The organism is Allokutzneria sp. A3M-2-11 16 (genome assembly GCF_024213555.1).
Taxonomy (GTDB): domain Bacteria; phylum Actinomycetota; class Actinomycetes; order Mycobacteriales; family Pseudonocardiaceae; genus Allokutzneria.
Window position 1 is genome coordinate 3104191 of record NZ_JANAVO010000001.1, and the last position, 21870, is coordinate 3126060.

20 protein-coding genes are annotated in these 21870 nt (G+C 65.4%); 7 read left to right on the forward strand and 13 right to left on the reverse strand.

Features of this window, described 5'->3' with window-relative positions:
* Window positions 1–118: 118 nt before the first annotated feature.
* From NLX83_RS15510 to NLX83_RS15520, 3 genes are read right to left on the reverse strand one after another with little or no spacing between them, the layout of a single operon-like run.
* Window positions 119–550, reverse strand: a complete 432-nt coding sequence (locus NLX83_RS15510; RefSeq protein WP_254235542.1) for a hypothetical protein — start codon at window positions 548–550, stop codon at window positions 119–121.
* Between the two features lie 18 nt (window positions 551–568).
* The gene (locus NLX83_RS15515) at window positions 569–1360 is read right to left on the reverse strand and encodes a hypothetical protein (protein WP_254235543.1); all 792 of its coding nucleotides are present in this window, start codon (window positions 1358–1360) and stop codon (window positions 569–571) included.
* The gene (locus NLX83_RS15520) at window positions 1357–2277 is read right to left on the reverse strand and encodes an ABC transporter ATP-binding protein (RefSeq protein WP_254235544.1); all 921 of its coding nucleotides are present in this window, start codon (window positions 2275–2277) and stop codon (window positions 1357–1359) included. The genes NLX83_RS15515 and NLX83_RS15520 overlap by 4 nt, the downstream gene beginning before the upstream one ends.
* 194 nt (window positions 2278–2471) lie before the next feature.
* On the opposite strand from NLX83_RS15520, the gene NLX83_RS15525 reads away from it, so the two are divergent.
* Together NLX83_RS15525 and NLX83_RS15530 are read left to right on the forward strand one after the other, a co-directional pair.
* Window positions 2472–3095 carry a TetR/AcrR family transcriptional regulator gene (locus NLX83_RS15525; protein WP_254235545.1) on the forward strand — a complete coding sequence of 208 codons (624 nt, stop codon included), beginning with the start codon at window positions 2472–2474 and terminating at the stop codon, window positions 3093–3095.
* Window positions 3092–4378: a glycosyltransferase gene (locus tag NLX83_RS15530; protein ID WP_254235546.1), complete on the forward strand. Its 1287-nt coding sequence runs from the start codon at window positions 3092–3094 to the stop codon at window positions 4376–4378. Before NLX83_RS15525 ends, NLX83_RS15530 begins: the two co-directional genes overlap by 4 nt.
* A 269-nt stretch (window positions 4379–4647) precedes the next feature.
* Here NLX83_RS15530 and NLX83_RS41860 read toward each other — a convergent pair whose 3' ends face one another.
* Complete coding sequence (locus tag NLX83_RS41860) at window positions 4648–6168, reverse strand: pentapeptide repeat-containing protein (protein WP_254235547.1); 1521 nt, start codon at window positions 6166–6168, stop codon at window positions 4648–4650.
* A gap of 257 nt (window positions 6169–6425) precedes the next feature.
* On the opposite strand from NLX83_RS41860, the gene NLX83_RS15540 reads away from it, so the two are divergent.
* The 3 genes from NLX83_RS15540 (at window position 6426) to NLX83_RS15550 (ending at window position 10912) form a co-directional block, all read left to right on the forward strand.
* Window positions 6426–7184 (forward strand): hypothetical protein, encoded by a 759-nt coding sequence (locus tag NLX83_RS15540; protein WP_254235548.1) that lies wholly within the window; start codon window positions 6426–6428, stop codon window positions 7182–7184.
* Window positions 7185–7935: 751 nt separating this feature from the next.
* Complete coding sequence (locus NLX83_RS15545; RefSeq protein ID WP_254235549.1) at window positions 7936–8595, forward strand: DUF6338 family protein; 660 nt, start codon at window positions 7936–7938, stop codon at window positions 8593–8595.
* A 13-nt stretch (window positions 8596–8608) separates the two neighbouring features.
* On the forward strand, window positions 8609–10912 hold the full coding sequence (locus tag NLX83_RS15550) for a CHAT domain-containing protein (protein ID WP_254235550.1): 2304 nt from the start codon (window positions 8609–8611) through the stop codon (window positions 10910–10912).
* Window positions 10913–11357: 445 nt separating this feature from the next.
* Here NLX83_RS15550 and NLX83_RS15555 read toward each other — a convergent pair whose 3' ends face one another.
* Entirely contained in the window at window positions 11358–11693 is a 336-nt protein-coding gene (locus NLX83_RS15555) for a hypothetical protein (RefSeq protein WP_254235551.1), read from the reverse strand.
* Between the two features lie 368 nt (window positions 11694–12061).
* Here NLX83_RS15555 and NLX83_RS15560 point away from each other — a divergent pair, with 368 nt between their 5' ends.
* Window positions 12062–12793 (forward strand): hypothetical protein, encoded by a 732-nt coding sequence (locus NLX83_RS15560; RefSeq protein WP_254235552.1) that lies wholly within the window; start codon window positions 12062–12064, stop codon window positions 12791–12793.
* A 116-nt stretch (window positions 12794–12909) separates the two neighbouring features.
* Here NLX83_RS15560 and NLX83_RS15565 read toward each other — a convergent pair whose 3' ends face one another.
* From NLX83_RS15565 to NLX83_RS15585, 5 genes are all read right to left on the reverse strand, one after another.
* Window positions 12910–14160, reverse strand: a complete 1251-nt coding sequence (locus NLX83_RS15565) for a pentapeptide repeat-containing protein (RefSeq protein WP_254235553.1) — start codon at window positions 14158–14160, stop codon at window positions 12910–12912.
* Window positions 14161–14369: 209 nt separating this feature from the next.
* Window positions 14370–15746 (reverse strand): FAD-dependent oxidoreductase, encoded by a 1377-nt coding sequence (locus tag NLX83_RS15570; RefSeq protein WP_254235554.1) that lies wholly within the window; start codon window positions 15744–15746, stop codon window positions 14370–14372.
* A 20-nt stretch (window positions 15747–15766) separates the two neighbouring features.
* The gene (locus NLX83_RS15575) at window positions 15767–17017 is read right to left on the reverse strand and encodes an MAB_1171c family putative transporter (RefSeq protein ID WP_254235555.1); all 1251 of its coding nucleotides are present in this window, start codon (window positions 17015–17017) and stop codon (window positions 15767–15769) included.
* Between the two features lie 3 nt (window positions 17018–17020).
* Complete coding sequence (locus tag NLX83_RS15580) at window positions 17021–17566, reverse strand: hypothetical protein (protein WP_254235556.1); 546 nt, start codon at window positions 17564–17566, stop codon at window positions 17021–17023.
* A gap of 18 nt (window positions 17567–17584) precedes the next feature.
* Window positions 17585–18328: a helix-turn-helix domain-containing protein gene (locus NLX83_RS15585; RefSeq protein WP_254235557.1), complete on the reverse strand. Its 744-nt coding sequence runs from the start codon at window positions 18326–18328 to the stop codon at window positions 17585–17587.
* Between the two features lie 398 nt (window positions 18329–18726).
* Between NLX83_RS15585 and NLX83_RS42255 the strand changes: the two genes are divergently transcribed.
* Complete coding sequence (locus NLX83_RS42255; RefSeq protein ID WP_374118741.1) at window positions 18727–19011, forward strand: winged helix-turn-helix transcriptional regulator; 285 nt, start codon at window positions 18727–18729, stop codon at window positions 19009–19011.
* On the opposite strand, the gene NLX83_RS15590 is transcribed toward NLX83_RS42255, so the two are convergent.
* From NLX83_RS15590 to NLX83_RS15600, 3 genes are all read right to left on the reverse strand, one after another.
* On the reverse strand, window positions 19008–19601 hold the full coding sequence (locus NLX83_RS15590) for a hypothetical protein (RefSeq protein WP_254235558.1): 594 nt from the start codon (window positions 19599–19601) through the stop codon (window positions 19008–19010). The genes NLX83_RS42255 and NLX83_RS15590 overlap by 4 nt on opposite strands.
* A gap of 606 nt (window positions 19602–20207) precedes the next feature.
* Window positions 20208–20513 carry a hypothetical protein gene (locus NLX83_RS15595; RefSeq protein ID WP_254235559.1) on the reverse strand — a complete coding sequence of 102 codons (306 nt, stop codon included), beginning with the start codon at window positions 20511–20513 and terminating at the stop codon, window positions 20208–20210.
* Window positions 20514–21041: 528 nt separating this feature from the next.
* Window positions 21042–21683 (reverse strand): prepilin peptidase, encoded by a 642-nt coding sequence (locus tag NLX83_RS15600; protein ID WP_254235560.1) that lies wholly within the window; start codon window positions 21681–21683, stop codon window positions 21042–21044.
* Window positions 21684–21870: the final 187 nt, after the last annotated feature.

Sequence of the window (21870 nt, forward strand, 5' to 3'; positions counted from 1 at the left end):
GTTCAGCTGCGCGCCACCGGGCTACACCGCTTACGCACCAACGTGCAGCGACACCGGCCCGGACGCCGTCCTCCAAGCGATCCAGGACCTGCTGGGCCGCTGATGGCGCGAGGCACCGTCACCAGGTGGACACCAGCGCGAGGAGAGAGCCGATGAACAACAGCGCCATGAACGCGATCTCCCGCCATGCCAAACCCGGATCGGCCTGGATGGCGTAGGACATCAACTTTCTCGGCTGCACCGGGGCCTCGGGTGCTCGGTCCTCTGGCAGTGGCTGGCTGAAGCGGTGAAAGAACACCTGGATCACGAGCATGCCGACGACCAGGCCGGTGACGAAGCTGTGCGGGTGGACGCCGGTGACCAGCAGCAGCCCGACTAGCACCACCATCACGGCCAGGATGATGTTGTCGTACAAGGTGATGACCCGTCCGCCTCGCTCGTAGTAGGAGGCGACCTGACGGATTCGCGTCGAGTACAGGACGAGAAAACCGACGGTGAACTTCACCAAGCCCTGCACGCACAACAGGATCAGCAACACGGTCAGGATCACCGTCAGCGCGGGCTCCGATCAGCCGATGTCGCGACGGCGGAACAGCACCGTGGCCGCCGCGAGCAGCAGGGCGCATCCGGTGGCCAGCGCGAGCAGGCCGAGCAGCACCGCCGCGTTCCAGCCGACCTCCAGCGGCTGCGCCCCGAAGGCCCAGTGGAACGGGCTGAAGAGGCCGAGCACATCGGAGTCGACCAAGGGGGCGAGGCCGCTGAGCAGAAACCCGCCCAGGGCGAGACCGGTGCCGACCCCGACGGCCAGACCGCGGGAGCCGCTTGCCGCGCCGACCGCGAGGGTCACCAGTCCGTGGAACACACCGAGCAGTGCCAGTGCCGCGGTGCCCGCGAGCAACCGCGTGACGGGGATGTCCAGGTCCGTCGGCCCGCGCAACACCACCAAGACGACACCGACCGCTGCGGCGAGCATGACGACCTCCGCAGTGACGGCGAGCGCGTGGGCGGTGACGACGTGAACGCGCCGGACCGGGGTGGCCAGGGTCACCGCGAGCACGCCAGATCGTTCGAAGGAGCACGAGAGGGCTCCGGCGCCGATGGCGGTGATCATGACGAGCAGCGGTGCGATCTTGGTGAAGACCTGGGAGGAGACGTAGCCGGCCGGAGTGACCATGTCGGCGCCGAAGAACGCGGTGATCTCCGGTGGGAGTACGGCGGTGAGCGCGCCGAGTTGGTCGCGCAGTGACGGGTACATGGCCATCACCAGCGCGCACATCCCGATTGCTCCCACGGTGAGGCCGGTCAGCGAATGGCGCCGTTCACCGATGGCACGCCGGAGGAGTTCCGCGGTGGTGCTCATCGGGCCACCTCCGTCACGCTGCCGTAGTAGCGCAGGAACACCTCTTCCAGTTCTGTCTCCGGTGTTCGCAGTGCCAGAACCCGATGTGTACCAAGGATTGCGACCACGTCGGTGACCGCGCCTTCGACGGCCAAGCGGACGAGGGCGCCGTCCTGCTCCACGAGCGAGACGGTGGTGAGCCCGCGGCACCTCTCGGTGAAGGAGGCAGCCTCGACGTCGTCGGCGAAGGTGACCTCGAAGCGGTGCACCGCCTTGCCCAGCAGCACATCGGTGCGCTCGCACGCGACCAGCCGTCCGGCGCGCATGATCGCGACGCGGTCAGCGATCCGCTCGACCTCCGGCAGGGTGTGGGAGGACAGCAGGACTCCGGAGCCGGAAGCGCGCAGCTCGTCGACGATGCCGTGGAACTCTTTCTGCACCAAGGGGTCCAGTCCGCTGATCGGCTCGTCCAACACCGCCAGGCGCGGGGAATGGGCCAGCGCGGCGATGATGCCGATCTTGCGCTTGTTGCCCGAGGACAGTGTCCGCAGTGGACGGTTCAGGTCGGCCTCCAGCCGCTGTGCCAGCTCGCGCGCCCGCGCACGATAGGGCGCGGTCTCCCGCAGTCGCCACAGGTGCTCCAGGTTGGCCCAGCCGGTGAGCTTGGGGTGCAGGGCGAACTCGGCTGGGAGGAAACCCACGTCGCGGTGGGCCTGCGGTGCCTGCGACCACGCATCGCATCCGAGCACGGTCGCCGCGCCCGAGGTGGGGCGGGCGAGGCCGAGCAGCATGCGGATGGTCGTGGTCTTGCCCGCGCCGTTGGGGCCGAGGAACCCCAGCACCTCGCCCGGCCCGACACCGAGGTCGAGCTCGTCAACGGCGGTCAGCGTGCCGAAGCGCTTGGTCAGCGCGTGCGTGTGCACCAAGAGGGTGGTCATGGCATGCCCGCCTTCATCCGAACCTACGGCCCGCTCCGGCAGGAGCCGACCGTGCCGACCAGGCTTCCCGGCACACCACGGCCAACGATGCAGCACGCGGACCCGCGGGGCAATCGGTGATCACCCGTTCGCTGTCTTGCGAATCGGTAACGGCGATCACCAACGCGGCTGAACGATCGTTTAGCATTCTGTTCATGCGTTCAGTCGAGGACCTTACCGCCCGGGCACGCATCCGGGACGCGGCGTTGGAGCGCTTCGGCGCGGACGGGGTGGCCGGGACCAGCGTGCGCGCGATCGCGGCCGCCGCGGGTGTCTCGCCCGCGTTGGTGCTGCACCACTTCGGCTCCAAGGCGGGCCTGCGGCAGGCGTGCGACGAGCACGTGCTGGCCGCGATCCGTTCCGGCTCCGGCGGGGACGGAGTGATCGAGCAGGGCGCGCTCGCGGAGATGCTGCGCGCGGCGACCCCCGCGCGGCGCTACCTCGGCCGGGCGCTGCTGGACGGTTCCGAGGCGGCAAGCGCGCTGTTCACCGAGATCGTCGACTCCACCCAGCGGTGGCTCGCCGATGGCGAGGAGCAGGGATGGGTCACCTCCACCGCCGACGCGCGGGCGCGCGCGGTGACCTACGTGTCCTGGCTGCTGGCCCCGCTGGTGCTCAGCGACCAGGTCAGCCGGTTGCTCGGCGGCGATGTCGTCGAGACCGAGACCTCGCTGCGGGCAGCCCGGGCCGGGCTGGAGATGCTGACCGGCGGCCTGTTCACCGACGACCGCTGGCTATCGGCGTTCACCACCATCGCCAAGGAAGGGCAAACCCGATGAAGGCGCTTCTGGTCACCCACGGGACCCGAGGCGATGTGCAGCCGTTCCTCGCGCTCGCCCTCGCCCTGCGCGCCGCAGGGCATGACGCGCGCCTGGCGGCGCCGGAATCCTTTGCCGCGCAAGCACACGAGCACGGCGTGGAGTTCGCGGCGCTGGACGAGGGCCCGAATCGGTTGATGGCCGACCCCGTGGTTCGCGAGGCCATCGGTAACGGGTACCGAGGTGTACGCGGCAAGATCAGCGCTGTGCGCACGGCCAAGCGGATCACACCGCTCATAGCCGACGTGCTGCGCGACCTGAGCGAGCGGGCCCGCGAAGGTGGGACGGTGGACATGGTGGTGCACTCGCCGACACTGCCCGCCCAGCACATCGCGGAGATGCTCGGCGTGCCTGCGGTCCTCGCGACCCTGCAACCCGGGTGGGTGCCCAGCTCGCAGTTCCCGTGCCCGATGCTGCCGCTGCCACGAGTGCCCAAAGCCTTCAACCGCGCAACCTACCTCGCGGTCTCAGCGACGCTGCGCTCCCAAGCCGGAGTGGCGAACACCTGGCGCACCACCGAACTCGGTCTGCCCGCCCGGCGCCGCGGGCACGACCTCCTGCACGACGCCGACGGCGCGCATCGCCTGGTGCTGCAGGCATTCAGCCCGCACGTGGCGCAGGTCGACCCGGCCTGGCCGCAGAACGTGCGCACCACCGGATTCTGGTTCCTGCCCGCAGCCGACTCGTGGTCACCCTCGGAACAGCTGCGCCGGTTCCTCGACGCCGGGCCGCCGCCGGTCTACATCGGCTTCGGCAGCATGGCCGGACCACAGGCGAGCCGCACCGGGACGATCGTCGCCGACGCCGTGCGCCGCGCCGGGGTGCGTGCCGTACTGGCGACCGGATGGGGCGGGCTCGGCGAGACCGAATCCTCCGACGAGATCTTGGTGATCGACCAAGCACCCCACGACTGGTTGTTCCCACGCACGTCCGCGATCGTGCACCACGGCGGCGCAGGCACCACCGCCGCCGCGCTGGCCTCAGGACGCCCGCAGGTGGTGTGCCCATTCGTCGCCGACCAGCCGCACTGGGCACAGCGCATGCACGCCGTCGGAGTCGCCCCGGAACCGGTGCGCCAGCAACAACTCACCAACGAACGGCTGGCCGCCGCGATCACCAAAGCGTTGTCCACCAAAGAGACGGCCGACAACGCCACCCGCCTCGCCAAGGTGATCCGCGCCCAGAACGGCGCCCACACCGCCGTGCGGGCGCTGGAAGAACACCTCGACCACGCACAGAGCTGACAGCAGACCCGCCCTGGGCATCACCGACACCATCGCCGGACTCTTCCGGACGAGCGACGACCCCCGGAACGGCGTCAACCCCTGGAGCAGGGACTGCCTGAACCTCGCACCCTTGAGACAACGCTTCGTTGCAGAACACGCTGACCATGATCCGTACGAGGGATTGCGAATGGTCCCCAGACGGTCCCGAACAGACGCAGAAGTGCAGCTCTCAACGCACCAGTCCTCGAGCGTCGCGAATCGATCGGATGGCGACGGCTGTTCATCATTCAAGGAGACAGGAATGGTTTGATCTCCTCTGGGATGCCCTGCTTGAAGACCGCTTTACGGAAATCGGTATGTGGGAGATCTTGCTCCAGCGGGTTGAACTTCTTCCCAGTGAACGTAGTTGAGGCGAAACTGGCGTCGTCGTCGAATCTGGCCGCGTGGAACGTTGCGGTATCATCGAACGTTGATCGATCGAAGTTTGCATCGTCGGCAAACTCGACCATTGAGAAGTTTGCGTCCTTCTTGAATGTGACCGCTTGAAAGATGCTAGCCACGGCGAAGTTGGCTTGCTCAAAGTCGACAACTCCGAGAAACTCGGAGTATGTGAATTGCACACTGCCGACAAAGCGGGTAAGTATGAAACCAACTCTTCCCCTGGCTTCTAGGCGCTTGAAGTTGACATGGCTGTTGAATGTGCTTGAGCGAAAGTTTGCGCCGCTATCGAATGTGGCCGCTTCGAAGCTGGCCCCCATGTTGAAAGTTGCCTGGTTGAAGGTAGCGGTGTTCATGAATCTGGCTGAATGAAAGGTAAGGTTTCCCGCAAACGTGGCAAGTCGGAAACTGGTGCTTTCGGCAAAGGTAGTTGATCGGAAATTTGCTGAACGGACGTGACTGCGAGTGAGGGCAAAGTTGATTAGGTGTGCGCCGCTGAGGTCGAGGTCGATGTCTTGCCAGTAGGCTTCGTCGGGCGCGCCTATTCCTTCCGGGCCTGGTTGGAGATGGCTATGGAGAATACGCTGGGCGGCTAGGCGGACTTCGCGTTCTTGGGTGCGCTCGAGATTCTCGGTCGTCTGCTTGTCGTGCTTCTCGACGCTGGCTTGGTCGGCGTCCTTGGGTAGTTCCGTCAGAGTTGCGGGTGGCTGGTAGGGCATGCGCAAGTAGGCGCACAGCACGTTGACGATTGTCTGACGTTGGTCACTGTTGTGCTGTGCGAGACGCTCCAATGCGTACAGTCCACCTAGTCGCACGGGTGCCTGGGAGTTGCCGAGTTGTTCGATCGCCTTGGTGTAAAGTTCGGTTACCCGTCGTTGAGTAGCGTCATGGGTCGTATCGTTTGCTGTGATTTCCTGGTGCTGCTGCCGGCGAACCGCAAGCAGCAACGCGAATATTCCGACGGTGCCAGCGCCGGTTCCTAGCCCTGTTTTGATGGCTTGCACTCGGGCCGAAGCGCGATCGGTTGCGGTATTGGCCTCAGCCAAAAGCCAGACGGTCGCGCCCCAAGTTGCGACTGCGATCACAATTGCGGCACCGGCGACTACCTTCCACGACAATGGCGCCGTCTGTGTCCGACGAGGGGGGTTTCCGCGGTCTTGTCCCCACCACGACCACGCGCCAACCGCCAGCAGCACAACGCTCGCACCCGCTAACGTCAGCAGCAGTGCATGCGAGTGCATCCAGCGCCCGACTGCGGGCCAGTCGAACCACCCGGCCACTGAGGGCAGGACTACCCCGCCCAGCAGTAGCCCCGCCAGCATGGCCACTATCGCGGCTACCGGCCGCCGGCTAGCACCTTGATCACTCACACTGGAACTGTCGCGGATTGCGACATCGACGTCACGCCCGAGTCCCGGCTGTGCCCGGCGAGTTACTTAATCGTCGCCAGGCAATTTCAGCGGCGCGCGCTCGGGCCACATCACCGACGTGGAACCACCAGGCAACTGCGGCGCCGCTTTACCCTCGAGGTCGGAGTGCCGCCTGATATCTGCTGCTGAGCACAGAACAGGATAGGCAAACGCCAACGTCGTGAAACGCCGCTGAGGTTCCCGGCGATCGACGGGGCATGGACGCCGATCCGAGTTCGCCTGTCCCCGACTTCGACGCAGCGGTGGCGGGGGTCCTGCGGTTCATCGGCGTGAGTCCGTTCCTGATCGCTGCGGTCCTGCTGGCGTTCGCCCTGGAGTCGTGGCTTTCCAATGGAAAGCGCATGGCGCGTGCTGCGGTTGTGGTGGGCGGCGCCACCGCGCGCGGCACTGCCTGGCTCGTCAGGCAACGGCCCGTGCGGATCGTCGTCACGGTCGCTACGACGATCACTGTGCTGATCGCGCAGATGATCATGCTCCGCCTCAGCTACGTCGGTGGGAGCATCGTGGCGAGCCTGTTCGACCCAGTGCGGTGGAAGGCACTGGACGCTGCGTTCGGTTCCTCGCCTCTGCTGTTCATTGACCCGGTGTTCCTGGAGCGGTTCCTTGCCGTGGACCTGTTCTCCGTCTCCTACGTGTTGGTGACGATCGTCCTGATGGTGCTCGCGTATCGCGAGAAGGCACCCACACGACTCTTGTGGTTCGTCACCGCCACACCGTTCTGGTTCTTGTTGTGGGGCAGCGTCGTGATGACGGTGTTGTCCCTCGGCTTCGACCTCCTCTTCTTCGCGCTGCACTTACTGACGGACGGCAAATACGCCTGGCCGTTCCTGCGTGACTACGTGCTGTCTGCGCCATCGCTAACCGTGGATCTGGTCTCGGTCATCTACTGCGGTGGCGCGCTTGCCGCGATCGGCGGTGCAGCCCTCGTGCGCCGCCTGTGGACTGCCCCCGCCTAGCCGTCGAGATCAGCCCCCTGGACAGAGTGATCGGCTTCATTGATTTGAGGGGCTGGACTGCTTGGCTCGGCGTTGGCTGGCTTCTGCCCGATGACTTCGATTCTCGCCGAGAGGTAAGCAGCATTAGCGCCATAACTCGAACTGGGGCGCTCTCGCGATCTCTGCCCGTCTGCGACTAGCGACAGGTGGAAGTATGCACAGAGGCGCGAAATTCTAGAGTGGCTGCCTTCACTTTCTCGCGGAAGGCGGGGAAGTGGTGGGCGCGTCTGTATCTGTTGGCTGGTAAAGCGGGGACGACCGCGCGCAGCTCCCAGGTGGTCCCCCAGAGTAGCCATGCAAAGCGCGCTCACGGTGCGCCCACGTGATGTCTGCGGTGTTCGTCGTCGTGCTCGAGAGAGCGATTCAGAGGCCCTGCGAAGGTGTGATTTATGGAGGAAGAGTAACGGAATCCGACGAAGCCCGCGCGGTTGACTGCCACATTTACCTAGATATGGCTTGATTATAACCTTCCCGACTAGGTGAAAGCTCAGTCTGATCACGCGCTCCTGATCGTTATGGTGCCGCTGCTTTCTCGGAATCCTGATACCGGAACGTGTGCGGCATGACTTCTTCGCATGAGCAGAATGACGGGGAACCGGAGTGGAGATCCTATGTTGCTGACGAGGACGTAGAGGAGCTCGGAATTCCTGATCCGTTTGCGGTCACACCGCCGGATCCCCGTGCGGACAAGTAGCGCCGGCGGAGCGCTGCGATGCCCCCGAGCACGGTTGCTGGGCTTGTCTTCCTAATCGCCGCGCTGTCACCCGGACTCGTTTACCATCGGATGCTCGCGCGATTCTCGCAGCGAGACTCCAGAAGCACGATCGTCGAGCTCGTCGAGATGGCGACTGCTGGTGCTGTGGCGTCGGCGGTCGCCACTGTCATGGTCATAGGCGCTGGCCAGGTAGTGCCGGGGCTGGTTTCGCTGGCGGAGCTGGTCGGCGACCCGGTTATCCTTCGCGCCCATCCATGGAGTGTGCTGATCTCTGCGGCTCTCGCATTGGTGCTGAGTCTGGCGCTGGCGGCACTGGGCGGGTGGCTGTGGATCCGTCGTGCTGACACCGGTCCGGGCAGGATCAGGGAAGGGTCGGCCTGGGCCGGGGTGCTCGCGGCGCGCCACGAGGGTAGGCCCGCGTTTCTCGCGGTCGAACTCGATGATGGCCGGTTGGTCGAGGGGTACTTCCGGACCGTCTCAGTCGCCGAAGATCCTGCTCGGGACGTGCTGGCGCTGCGTCGGCCGATTCTAGTGTCGGGCCCCGGCGAGGTGCCGCGCAAGGAATTTGACGAGGACTTCGTGCTGATCCCACGGTCCATTGTGAAGCTAGTTCACGGCAAGCACGTACCACCGAAGCGGGCCAATCAGGATAGTTGAGAGCGGGACGTCGATGTTCGATTCCTTGTGGCAGTGGGGGCTCCTGTTACTTCTGTTTGTCTATTGGGGCGAGAAGATCTTTGTTCGCTGGGTGGGGGTGCGGCTCGGCGTACGACCGAATCTGGCGATGCTGACCCAGCTCGAGGAGTTCATGAAGGTGGTGGTGTACGCCGATCAGCTTGTCCAGAAGGGGGAGATCGGTCAGGCGATGCTCGTACTCGACGAACTCATCCAACGCCCGGAGACCGCCAAGGTGCCCGCAATGGGTGCCCAAGTCCACTTCCACCGGGCCCGCTTGCTGCAGATGCTCAACCGGCACGATGACGGGCTGCCGAGTGCGCGGACGTGCGTCGGGTTCTTGCGCGAGGTCTACGCCCAGCAGCGCACCGTCGCCAACGCGGCCTCGCTGGGCGAGGCATTGCATCAGCTCGCGCAGATCCACCTCAGCCGGGAAGATTTCGCCGCTGCGATCGAGACGTTCGAAGAGGTGCGGAAGATCAACAAGAAAGGCGCCTACCGGCAGACGGCCATTCGTACCGAACTCGAACTCGCGAAGCTCTGCACCACCGCCGACGAGTGCACCCGGGGTGCGGAGCACGCTCGGGAAGCCCGAAAGCTGGCAGAGAAGTGGAAGCTGACGCTCCTAGCGGTTGAGGCGCTCGTGTGCGAAGCCCGGGCGGTCGGGAGCGCGGGTGAACTTGACGAGTGTCGCCGTCTGCTCGAAGCCGCCGAGTTGAGGATGCCCGCGGACGCCACTGCCGGTCAGCGCCTTCTCCTCCTCGAAACCAGGTGGGCGCTCGAACAGGTACAGGAACGCCCTCGTGACGAACTGGCCGCAGTCTTCAAGCTCATGCGAGCGATCTGTGACGTGAAGGTCGGCCGCGGGTGGCGGCAGGACCAGGCAACAATCATGGGCCAGCTGGCAGCGGTCGAGCATCGGGCTCTAGAACTGGGAGCCACCCTGGCGTTGGCGGGTGACCGCCAGGCAACTGCGGTCTACGTCGCCGCCCTGCGACTCCTGCGCGAGAGCTACATCGCGCACCTTCTGCGCTCAGGCACTCTTGAGGCCGATGCAAACGGGGACATCGGCCTGCCAGCCGTCATCGCAGATCTGCTCGCGCGGATTTCCGAGCTGGAAGATCCGGATTCACCGAGACCAGCCTCCCCTGCCGCTGCCGCCGCCCTGTACGAGAAATTGGAGGTCGCGGCCTCAGCGCGATTCCGACAACTGGTGCAGCCACCTGCCACGACCGACTTCGCTTTCACCACTACACACCACCTAATACAGGTGCGGATGATCGAGCAAGACGACACCACCACGCTCTACGGCAGCTGGGAAGCGCCAGGGAAGGACCCAGTGCCTTACCGCTTCGAGCTTCCGGCCGACGAGGCACGCGCACTCCGGGAGGTAACCGGGCTGACCGACCTGCGTTCCTCGACCACGGACTGGTCAAAGAGTTCGCAGCTTTGTGCTCTCTCGGGCGGGGGAGAATGGCGTTCCTTAACGTTTCGGCTCCTGCCACCTGGACTGATTTCCCTCCTCAACGAGGTCTCGCCGGACGCTGCGGATGAGGATGTGCCGTTGGTGCTCATCTCGGCGGACAGTCTCTTGTGGACAGTGCCGTGGTCCGCGCTCGTACTTGACGACTCCGGCGCGCTGCTGGGCGACCGCGCCGCATTCGCCCTAGTGCCCTCGTGCTCGCTGCTCGCACACGAGCGAGCCGGCCTGCCCGCGACGACCGGCGTGCTGAGCTACCTTCACGGCGTAGACCGGACTGGCTTGAGCATCGAGCGCGACGCCTTGTACTCGGCCTGGCCCGGCCAGGTCCACGAAGCCTCCGACGCTGACGACCTGGTGCGCACCCTGGCTGGCGCTGCGGACTACTCAGTGCTGGCGATGTCGGTACACGGGGACAACCGGACCGGCTTGGCCCATTCGCTATTGCTGGATCCGGCGCGCGGAACCCGGCTCTCCGCCGGGCGCATGATGCGCCTCCACTTCGCACGTACCGTCGTCGTGGGAGCGTGCTTCTCCGGCAATCTGGACAAGCGGGTGGGAACCGATCCGACGGGGATTCCCGCCGTGATGCTGTGCCGGGGCGCGACGACAGTGATCGGCGGAGCGTTCCCATTGCCTGACGGTCCCGCAAACGATCACTCCACCGCGACCATTCTCGGCTACCTCTATGCAGGTCTTGCAACGGGAACGGGCGCTCCCTGGGCCCTGCGCCGCGCCCAACTACGCTGGCGTGCCGAACACGACAAGCGCCCCGCGACCTGGGCCGGGCTCATCGCTATCTCCAGCGGAAACTTCTGAACCCTCGCGCTGGCTGGAGGAGTCCTCCGCCATTCGAAGAGGTCCCATCTCCCCGCCGCCCACGCGCACTGCCCTGTCGTACGCAGCGCGAGCGAAGGTGACGCCAGAGCCGAGTCCGACGTGGTTGAAGCACGCCTTTGAGGGTGAACGCTGCCCCGCTGAACACCACGTCGCCGGTGAACGTCACTCGAGAAACACCACATCTCGACCGACGACAGCGTCGATGAAGTATGCGGCGTCGGTGAAGCGAGCACCGGCGAATCCAGCATCACCCGGTGAAGATCGCTCCATTGAACGAGGTGGTGCCGACATGGCAGCCAATCATGTCGAATCGATCACGGTGGCGCCGGTGAGGACAAGGCGGTGTTCGCCCGGCCAGTAGCGGGATTGGTGGGCAGGCCGGTGGCGCGGTCGTCGATCAACAGGGCCGCGCCCCCCCCGACCGTCACGGGGCTGCGGAGGCGTTGTTGGCACGCGGATTCAGGGCGTATTCGGGGACGAGCTGTTTCCGAACCGCGACCGTGTCGGCGCGGCCGTCCGCGTAGGGGATGCGAAAGTGACACACGCCGAGCCAGAGACCGTCCACTGTCTGGAACCACCCGGTCAGCGTGCCTTCGACCCGGCCGGCCATGTTCAGGCCGTGACCGACCGTGCGCCGCCGAAATCTTGGGGGAAGCCGTACGAGTGCGTCCAGTTGCACCCAGACCGGCGTCAACTCGGGACGCCAGCCGTGGTTGTGGTTACCGGTCATCCGCGTGTACGGCGTGATGAGCTTGTCCATGTACGCCAACACCTTTACTGCGGTGAAGCCGCGGCGGGGCTTGGGTAGGCGGTGGCGCTGAACTCCGCACGTGCGGCTTCGTCCGAAGCGGCCAGGAGCCATCGACTGTCCACACCGGACCCTGTGCACGCCGAACACGTGATCTGAAGGACCTGGTCGGCGGTAAGGGTCGCGGTGTAGCCCGTCGCCGCAAGAACGTGCTTCCCGAGAACGCAGCGCGCGGGCAGAAGCACGACCCGAGCACCGAATCCGTCGATCCGGTACTGGGCCGGACATGTGGTCGAGGAGCGCCCTGTGTCGCGGAAAGCCATTGGGAGAGAACACCTTCATCCTGCAGAGTGGATAGTCGACGTGGCAGCTGTGGAACGGTGAGCACGATCAAGGTTGGCTGCGGGTGCTGTGGGGCGGCCGGGTCCGGGCATGAGGATGCGGATCGAGCGGGGGCGGGCGGCGGCGCCCCGGCCGGTGGCGTGGACTTCGACCTCGCGGTAGCGCAGATAGCCGTCTCCGGCGCCGACGCCGTACCAGCGGCCGTTGGCGCAGCGCAGCTCGACATCCGCGGAAGGCCAGGGGCCCAAGGGAAGCAGCACTGTCCCGCGTTGGCGCACCCGCGCGGCGAGCTTGCGGGTCTGGGCGGCGTTGATCATGGTGGTGCCCGCGAAGGCGACCAGGTCCAGGCCGTCGGTGAGCTCGGCGACGACCTCGCCGAGCTGGTTCCCGGGCGCGGCACCAACGCCATGCGCTCGACCGCGACTCCGGCTTCGGCGGCGGCGAGCACGCTCAACCCCGGGAGTCCGACGACGGCGGCCCAGGAGCCTTCGGCGGTGGCGGAGGCCAGTATCGCGAACAGCAACGAGGTCGACCCGCGCAGCGCGATGGTCGCCCCGCGTCGCAGTCCCGGCCACGGCAGGACTTCCCGCAGCTCGGGCCGTACCGGGAGCGTGCGTCCGACGAACTCCTCGCCGGACGCGGTGCTGACCCTGGCCAGGGACACCGACGTCGACCTCCTCACCGTGTGCGTGGGCGCGTGGGGTTCACGAGCACACCCGCCACGGGGAAGGTCGGCGGACGCTCGAACATGTGTTCGACTTGTGTCGTGAGTCAACCCTTGCCGGGGTGGCAAGTCAAGTCGGAGCAGGCCGAAGTGGACTGTTTTGACCAGCGGTAACCGATCGGTCACCTCGTGACGGCGTCCACGGTGAATGGGCCTTCGGTGTTAGCTCGGCGACTCCCTCTCGGCTTCTCGCGCCCGCGCGAGGAAATGCCAGGTCCCTTTCCGGCCTGCAACGGCGAAGCCTTTTTCGGATGGCAGCCATCCGGTCGGCCAGGCAGAAGGTTCGACGAACTCGTGGCGGACGATCGTATCGTGGAAATTCAACGGCAATTTGAATGTGGCGCTGTCAAATGAGGTCACCGAAGCGAACGTCACTGCGAAAAATCGAGCGGAGGCCAGAAAGGTTGCGCTGTCGAACAAGGCGTCATCAAGGAACGTTGCGCCCCTGAAAACTGCCGCCGTGGTGAACGTTGCGCGCTCGAACCAAGCGCTTCCTGTGAAGGTCGCTTCCTGGAACCGGGCATCCTCGTTGAAATTTGCTTGGTTGAAGAAGGAGTCCGCAGTGAATTTCGCGTTATCAAATCTGGCGGCCCCGGTGAACTTGGTCATTCGGAACCGCGCGTCCTCGATGAACGTCGCTCCTTGGAAATCTGCGGTGCGGACTAGGCAACCGGTAAAGTCGAAGCCGAGGAGTACGGCGCCGGCGAGATCGAGGTCGGTGTTGGGCCAAAAGGTGTCGATCAGCTGAGCCAGATCATTGATAGGGCGCAGATGGGTGGCGAGGATACGTTGGGCGGCGAGTCGGACCTGGCGTTCCTGCACACGGTCTGAGTGTTGGGTACGCATCGATTCGTCGGCGTTGTCGCTCGGCGGCTCTGCGGGTGGGGTGTAAGGCATGCGTAGGTAGGCGCATAGGACGGCAACCACAGTGGGCCGCTGGTGCGGGTTGTCTTGGGCAAGGCGTTCCAAGGCGTAGAGACCGCCCAGGCGCACTGGGGCTTTCTCTGATCCGAGTTGCTCGACTGATTTGGCGTAGAGATCGGTGACGCGCCGATCGGCGGAGTCGCGCTCAGTGGCCAGAGCGACCCGTTCGGCATGAACTCGGTTGATCTCGGCGACCTGCTCAGCGTGCGACTGCACTCGGTCGCGTTGGGCCAACTCGGCTTCACGGTGGCGAAGCTCGGCGTGCCGGGCATCCAGTTCCAGTTCCTGGGTGCGCTGGCGGCGGGCCGCCAGGTACAGGGCGAACAATCCGCCACCACCGACTGCGGTCGAGGCGGCCACCTTGATGGCATCCAGTTGCGCGGTTGCCTTCTTTGCCTCATCTGCCATGGCCAGGCCGTCAATCCACCGCCACAGCAACATCAACACCAGCGCCGTGGCCGCAAGCACCAGAACGGCGACCAGGGGCACCGTCCACCGTGGCAACGGTGTGCGAGTCGCTGCTCGCCCAGGCGAAGGCGTCGACGAGTCGGTGGCGGCGAAGGGCAAAGGCCCCCTGGGATCGCTCATGAACATCATGATTGCCGTCGAACCAGTCGTAGTCCCCGCCACATCGTGCGACAGCGCCCAGCGTTGCCTGAAAAGTTGGGTGGTCGACCTGCGACTGCCGAGGATGAAACTCAACTACGGCGCGTGAGGACTTCTCGTTCTTGTTGGGTGAACGGTGGGTCAGGCAGCGGCTGGACGTTGGGATCTGGGCCTCGAAGGGCGCTGATGAGGACGCTCGGGCGTAGGAATGCTGTCACTGGGGACGCGGACAGCGTGAACACCGCCATCTGCGCTTCGGCGATGGGGTGACGGCTCATCGCGGCTCGTGCGAGCCGCTCCTGGAACCTCTGCCGGAACCGGAGCCCGTCGCGTTGCTCAGGTCTCGGTCCGAGCGTCTGCGGGAACCGGAGGTCCTGGCTCGTGGCCATCATCCACGCGTCTTGGGATGCCTGCGCGATCGCGCGCTGGATGTCCTGCGAAGCGTCCACTCCACCGCGGGCGAGCCCCGCGCGCAACGCGACCGCGCTGCGAGCTGCTACCGCGAGGCCGTGCCCGTAGACGGGGTTGAACGTGCACGCCGCATCTCCCATGACGACGAAGCCCGGTGGGAGGGGGAGCTTGTCGAAGTGGAGGCGTCGGTTGGCGTCAGCTTTGAAGCCGAACGGGGAACCAAGGGGCTCCGCGAGCTTGAGGAGTTCGGCGATCGTGGGATAGGGAAGCTCGGCAGCGAAGTCGAGAAAGCCGGCGTCGTCGGCCGGCGGGTGCCCGCCGACGGTGCCGGAGAGGGTGACGGTCCAGATGCCGTCTTCGATGGGGAGCAGGAGACCGGACCCGCGTACGCGGTCTGTGCGGGCGGGATCGGCCATGATGTTGATCGCGGGCATGCTGTGCGCGCCGTCGGGAGCTCGGTAGCGCCGCGTGACGTAGAAGATCTGGGGATCGACCACTTCCTGTTGGGGCGCAGGCAGTCCGAGGTCGACAAGCCACTGCGAGGCGCTGGAGCTTCGTCCGGTGCTGTCGACAACGAAGTCCGCCTCGATGATCCGTTCTTCTCGTGTTGCTCGCTCGCGAATGCGTGCTCCGGTGATCCGTACGGAATCACCTGTCAGGCCAACAACATCAGCAGAGTTCACGTACGTGATGTTCTGGCACGCGAGCAGTCGCTCGCGGATCGTGGCCTCCAGCAGTGATCGACTGCAGCCGATGATGAACTGCTTGCCGTCTTGGCGTGGAAACCACCCTCCGCCCGCGGCGGTGGCCATGTAGCGGCCGGGTATCCCGATTCGTTGCGCACCAAGGGAGTAGAGCCTGTCCGTGATGCCAGGGAGGAGTTCTTCGAGTGCGCGTGCGCCACCCGAGACGAGGACGTGTGTATGCCGCCCGTGCGGGATTCCCTTGCGCGGAGCGTCGTTGTCGCTGAGGCGGTCTCGGTCAACAATCGTCACGGAATGGGAGCGTTGAGCGAGCACGATCGCCGCGAGCGTTCCGGCGAAGCCGCCACCGAGCACCAGGGCGTGACGGGGCATCCTCATGAGGCAGGTCCTCCATGAACTTCGGTGGTTGTGGCTTCGGCGTACGGATTCGTTTTGGGAGACAACTGGTCTCGGTGTCGTCGCACGAGGGCGTCGACGCGTCGGCTGTGCAGCGCTTGCGAGACGCCCACCAACCAGGAGCGCTCAGCGGCGGCAACGACGTTTGCGGTCTGCTCGTTGCTGCTACTCGGTTCCGCGACATCACGTGCCGACGTCGTTGCACCGCGCCGTCGTGCGTCGAGCGCGAGACGGATTCGCGCTGCTTCGCTCATTGCGCGGTCACGGTCGCTGGCCGAGGAGGTGGTGGTGCGGTCGGCGATCGTCGGCGCGGAAGCCAGCGGGCCGCAGTAGTGATGGAGCCGGTGGAGCCAGTCATTGATCTCCAGCATCCGCCACATCAGAAGAGACTCAGGAGTCCAGTCAGCGAGGCCGCGGTGCCGACGGATTCGGGGCAGGGCCGCTCTTCGCAGGGTGCGCCACAACGGCCGTAGGCGTTGGTAGTCGCGCAGATCCTCGACGTGTGGTCCCCAGGCGGAGATCGTCATGCCGACGATGACGAGTGGCAGGGCTGCGACGGAGAACTGCTGCCCGGAGGTGATGCTCGCGTCGCTCCACGCGGCGTCATGCCAGCGGCCGAGAACAGCGATGAGGATGAGCGTGGTGCCCGCGCAGGAGAGGAAGAGGCCAACCGCGGTGATGCGTAGCCCTCGGCGGAGCCAAGCGCGATTGGCGGTTCCCTCGTTCAGGGACCAACGCCAGCACATGTACACCACGCCGCCCATGGCAACGGAGTACGCGCTGTAGTGGACGGCGAGCATCGCGCCCAGCCACGGGGCGTCGGCGTAGACGAGGGTGAAGTCCTTGTGGTGCTCCTCGGGGGCTCCCAGGAAGAACAGCATGGTTTCCGTGGCGATCACAGCCCCGTAGGCCACCATGATCCAGCGAGTCGTGCGCCACGCCTGTTGCGGCTGATGGCGCCAGTACAACAGCATCGCGTGCGCTGAGCACGCCCACATCAAGGTGAAGCTGTTCAGCAGCAGCACCGACAGGCTCGGGATCCCGACGAAGTTGTTGAGCGCAGTGCCGACCGAGGGTGGGACGAGGACTGCACCAGCGGCGACCGCCAGCCCTCCAGTGCAGACTGGAACGATCGACGAGCGGACGTCGGCCGGTGCGTGACGCCACACCCGAAACTTGTAGATGACCAGTGCCAGAGTCGCGCCCGCAAAGAGCATCCAGATCGGCACGGTCTATTCCGTTCGCCGGGAGGGAATGCCGCCCATCGAGAGCCAGACCCGCGCGGCGGCGTCCGAGGGCGGTTTCTGTTCCTCAAACTCTGGTCGGGACCAGGCGAGCAGTGTCTTCAGCAGCACGCCAGCCACGTGCTCCGCTTCGCGTTCTTCCTCGTCTGTGTAAGCAGATCTGCCCCGGAGCAGGGTCAACATGGTGGGCGAGATGTCGGGGAAGAACAGCTGCCGGGCCTCTTCCGAATCGGGTTCGATCGGCGGGTGACCGCACAGGACGTGAGCCACCTCGTGCAGCAGGATGTGCAGGCGTTGGAGCCAGCTTGCCGTTGTCGTCACGATGATCTCGTAGACGCCGTGCTCGGTCACAGCCCACGCCCCGCTCAGGCCGTACGGACCGAGGTCGTGGAACCGCAAACGGATCTCGCGCCGTAGCCGGTGAGCGAGCACTTCGCACAGGCGCTGGCACACGGTCTGGATGGACGCCGACCGATCGAGGGCCAACTCCGCCACCAGGTTCGTGCGCAGCTCGCGCAACTTCTTGCTCTTCATCTCGTTCCCTGGTCTGGCCTATGTCCGGCTGCTGTCGCCGTGGTCGAGTTCGCTAAGGTCCCTCCCATCCCTTAAGGCCGCTCGGATGGCTGCTTCGACCTCGGCGCTAGGGTTCAAGGCGCTCGCCAGGGACAGCAGAATCTCGTCGTGCACCGAGCTTGGTAGATCGGCCGCGCGGAACCGGAACCCGTCGACGTTCAGCAAGGCCAACGCGTGGTGCCGTCCGAGCTGGGCCTCCAAACGCCGGGCGAACTCGTCGTCGAAGAAGTAGATCGGCTGAGAACCGAACGCCACGCCCAGCGCGATCAGGTGCCGCAGCGTCGGGTTGGCGCTTCGGCCGCTGCGTATGTCGTTCACGGTGTTCGTCGAGATCGTCCACAGTGGATCGGCGAGTTCCCGCCCGTGGTCGCGCACCCGGGCAACGATGGTTTCGGTTGGCATCTCGGGCTTGTGCGCAGGGTGCACGAGCCTGAACAAGGTGTCGACCTTGTCCGCCACCGTCCTCGTCGGCAGGCTCCCCGGCTCCCTGTCCCGGCGCCCACCCACGAAGTAGGCAGGGTGGGCATTCAGTTGCTCCCCGAGCGCGAGCACCGTCTTGTAGGTGGGCAGCCTGTTCCCGTTGCGTAGCTCGGTGATATAGCTCCGTGTGCACCCGATCGCCTTCGCCAAGGCCAGGTTCGAGTAAGCCTCGTCGGAGGAGCGGCGCTCCTCGCAGAGAGCGTCAAGGCGCCTGCTGAACAACTGCAGGTCAGAAATTGCCACCACCCCCTGTACACCCTGGTACCCGATCGTCGGTGTTCACTCAGCTGACCGCCATGCCCTGATCGGGTTGAAGCCAGTGAACAGGCGAACCAAGTCGACTACCTGGGCTTACGCTCGATCTGTCAACTGAGCTGATGCCATAGCTCCTCACTCATCAACTGAGTGAACATGGGATGCCACTGGTCGGGACGCCGACCGCGGCGGTAGCTGCCCGCATGGGGGCAGCTGGCATCGGGGGATCGAGCGCTGGCGCAGAGCGTGCGCGTTACGTCTGTGGCTGGCGATGCGTGCCAAGTTCGCGGCCCGGATGCGGGATCTGGGCGGGACTGCGAGCTCAACGGGGAGGACGAGCCATGGCAGCGGAGAGTATTTGGCCTGGAGTAAGCAAGGCAGCGAGCATGCTGACAGGGAAATGGGTTCCAGCAGTCCTGGCTGGCCTGTCGGACGGTCGGCCGCGACGCTTCGGCGAGCTCGCCAAGGCCATACGTGCGAATCAGGCGCAGACCTCGACGCCTGTGCAGGACCGAGTGCTGGCACAGACGTTGGAGCGTATGGAAGGCGATGGACTGGTCGTGAGAACGGAGCGTCCAGGCTGCTTTCCGCGGGTGGTGACCTACCGGCTCACGGAGAAGGCGAAGGATCTCATCAAGGCGTTGGGGCCGCTGGGGAACTGGGCGTCCTAACACGTGCCCGGGGATGCGAGGGTCAGGCCGATCACGGTCCATCGGCCGCGGTCGAGCCTGACCGTCGCGTCGATGTGCTGGCGGCCTGCCGGGGGCTTGTCGGAGCGTCCACCCGCCGCCAGGTACTTCGGCCACAGGGCGGCGTCGAGGCAGTCGGCGACCAGCACCTCGATCGGCATCTCGGGTACGCGGACCGCGAGGACGCGCGGGGTGGGCGCGGGGCGGCCGAGGGTGATCAGTCCGGCGATCCGGTCCCGGTAGAGCCAGCCCTGGAGTTCACGGAGGGCCTGGTCGCTGGCGTGACGGGACAGGGTCGAGGTGCTGTAGTCGGAAGTGGCCGCGGCCATCGCGTAGTCCTGCCAGAGCAACGTGTAGCTCGTGATCGCGTGGTGCACGGCGTCTTCGGTGGACGCCGACAGCGATGTCGGCAGTGCCGGAGCCGGACGTGGGGGCGACGGCTCCCGCGCGATCGTCGACTCCGGAGTGCTGGCCGGCGAGGGAGCCGTCTCCTGGCTCGTGGATGTGCACGCGGCGAGCGCCAGGAGGAGCGTGGCGATCGCCAGCGAAGTTCGATGTCGTTGAGTATTCACGGACGTTCCTTTAGTAGACCTCGGGCGAAGATTCGATCCGACATCCCCGCTCCGCGAAGTGAACTGGCGTCGACTCCCCCGTCCGCCGCACAGGCGATTTCCGGGCGGGGTGGTCTACCTCGTGGGAAGACCACCCCCGGATGTGATCGACGCATCGCAGATGCGGCTTTCAACCCCAGCATCGGCCGAGAACCCACAGCCCACAGAGCAGGCCCCAGTCCGGGCCGACATAGCCAAGTTTGCGTGTGTGCCAGCCGTCGACGCACTTATAGGTGTACTCCTGCCCGTAATATTCCAGCTTGAGTCTCACCGGATGATCCGAGCAGTTCCGGTAGTAGCCCATATAATTGTCTTCCGAGTATCCACATGGTCGACCCGCCCTTGCCTCGCCGGGCGAAGACGCCGCGACACCAGAACTGGTAAGCAATGTGGCGACGATGATGGCAGCTGTGGCACCGCTAAGTAGCCCTCTCCGTGCTCTCGGTCGCCTAGTCGTCAATCCGATCATGTCAGAATTCCTTGATTCTTCCCTTGGGGTCACTTGGTCGTCGAAGGCCCATTCGAGGTCGCCGAGACTGTTAAGCGGTGAACAAGCGAAGGACGTGGCTACAGGAAGCAAATTCGCGGCTCGTAGTTGCCCTCCGGTCCGGAAATGCGTACCTTCGCGGCTTGGTGTACCGGCCCGACGCGAATGTCTTTGCGGCCGATGCCGTACCACTGGACCTCGCGGGCGAGTTCGCGCCCGGTGTTGCAGTCGTGCAAGTAGATCCCGGTGTTGTCTTTGGCGGCGACGAGGTCGGCATGGGTAGTTCCTGAGTCGCCGCGCCACACCTTGAGCAGCGCGCCACCTTGGCGGTGTTCATGCACGAGTCGGTATCCGGGAACGGGCGCGGCGGTGGCCGTCGTCGTCACGGGCACACAGAGCGCACCGGTCGCGACAACGAGGAAAGCCGCTGCTCGCCGCGCCGCGGTCCGGCGTGGGGAGCCCTTTTCCTGTTGCGAGTCGGACTGAGGGGCCGTGGTGCGACGTGCCCTGGCATGCGGTTTCACAGTATCCTCCGTGGCGCGATCGAATAAATGGGATGAAGTCCGCCGACAACGTTGCAGAACATCTCGCGATGTGCCGCAAAAGAAAGAGCGGCGGCTTCGTTGTCGACGCCACTACTTTCTATCCTGCGTCACCCAGCTGACGTCAACGTCAGGAAGTACTGACCAATGAGTCAGAAAGGAAACGTTTCCCCGAATGGATGGCTTTGGGGAGGTTCGATGGATGTTTCTGTGGCGCGATGTGTACGTTCGTTGCATCGCGTGCTCTCCCCCCTGGCACGCGCGGGACGGCCCCAGCCTTACCTCTCCCCCTGGGAAGGCCGGGGCCGTCCACCATTCCAGGACAAGTGCGTGATCCAGTGAGCGCAAGCGTGGGAGCCCGCCGAGAACTGATCAACTGCTGGGCGCAAGAACAGCTACGAGCGCTCCGGCGAGTTGAAAAGGGCCGAAGGGAACGGCCACGGTGTCCTGTCGCCGCCACCGGCGGCGTAGCGGAGGAACGAGCAGCGTGAGGGCGGCCAAGGCCAGGCCGAGCCACGTGCTGACGAGCAGAGCGGTCCAGCCGTGCCAGGCCGTGGCGAGTCCGATCACGGCGCCGAACTTCACATCGCCTGCCCCGAGATTGCCTGCTGAGGCGAGCGCGAGAACGACGTAGAACACCGTGAGCAGGGCCATCCCCGTCACAGCGCGAAGGAGGTCTGGCACGCGGGAGTGCAGCGCCGCCGAGGACGCGAGCAGGGCCCCGACGAGGACGCCGCAGACGTAGGTGAGTGGAGTGGGCAGTCGCTGCTCGATGAGGTCGATGACGGCGAGGACGACACCCAGCGCGGCCAGGGCACTGTACGGCAGCAGCTCGAACTGGTCCTCGAAGCGCCAGGCCACGGCCGCGAAGGTGATGCCGGTGCCCAGCGTCGCCAGCCGCGGAGTTCCCGTGTCGCTGGGGAGGCTGGGCAGCAGTCGGAGGTAGAGCGGTGACAACGCCGCGCCCACGGCGGCTCCGGTGCTCGCCCAGGCAGCGATGAACACGGCCGACATCGGGCACCACCTCGCTCTCGATGAATTCGGCGGGCTCGTCAGCAGGATGTCGAGTATTGCCGGACGCCGCCTGGACATGCAGATGCCAATAAGCCAAAAGAGCGAACATTCGACGAATGAACCCATTCTGACCACAGAGTTAGTGCATACAGACTTTGCAGTCAGTACGGGACCGTGGTGTAGACGT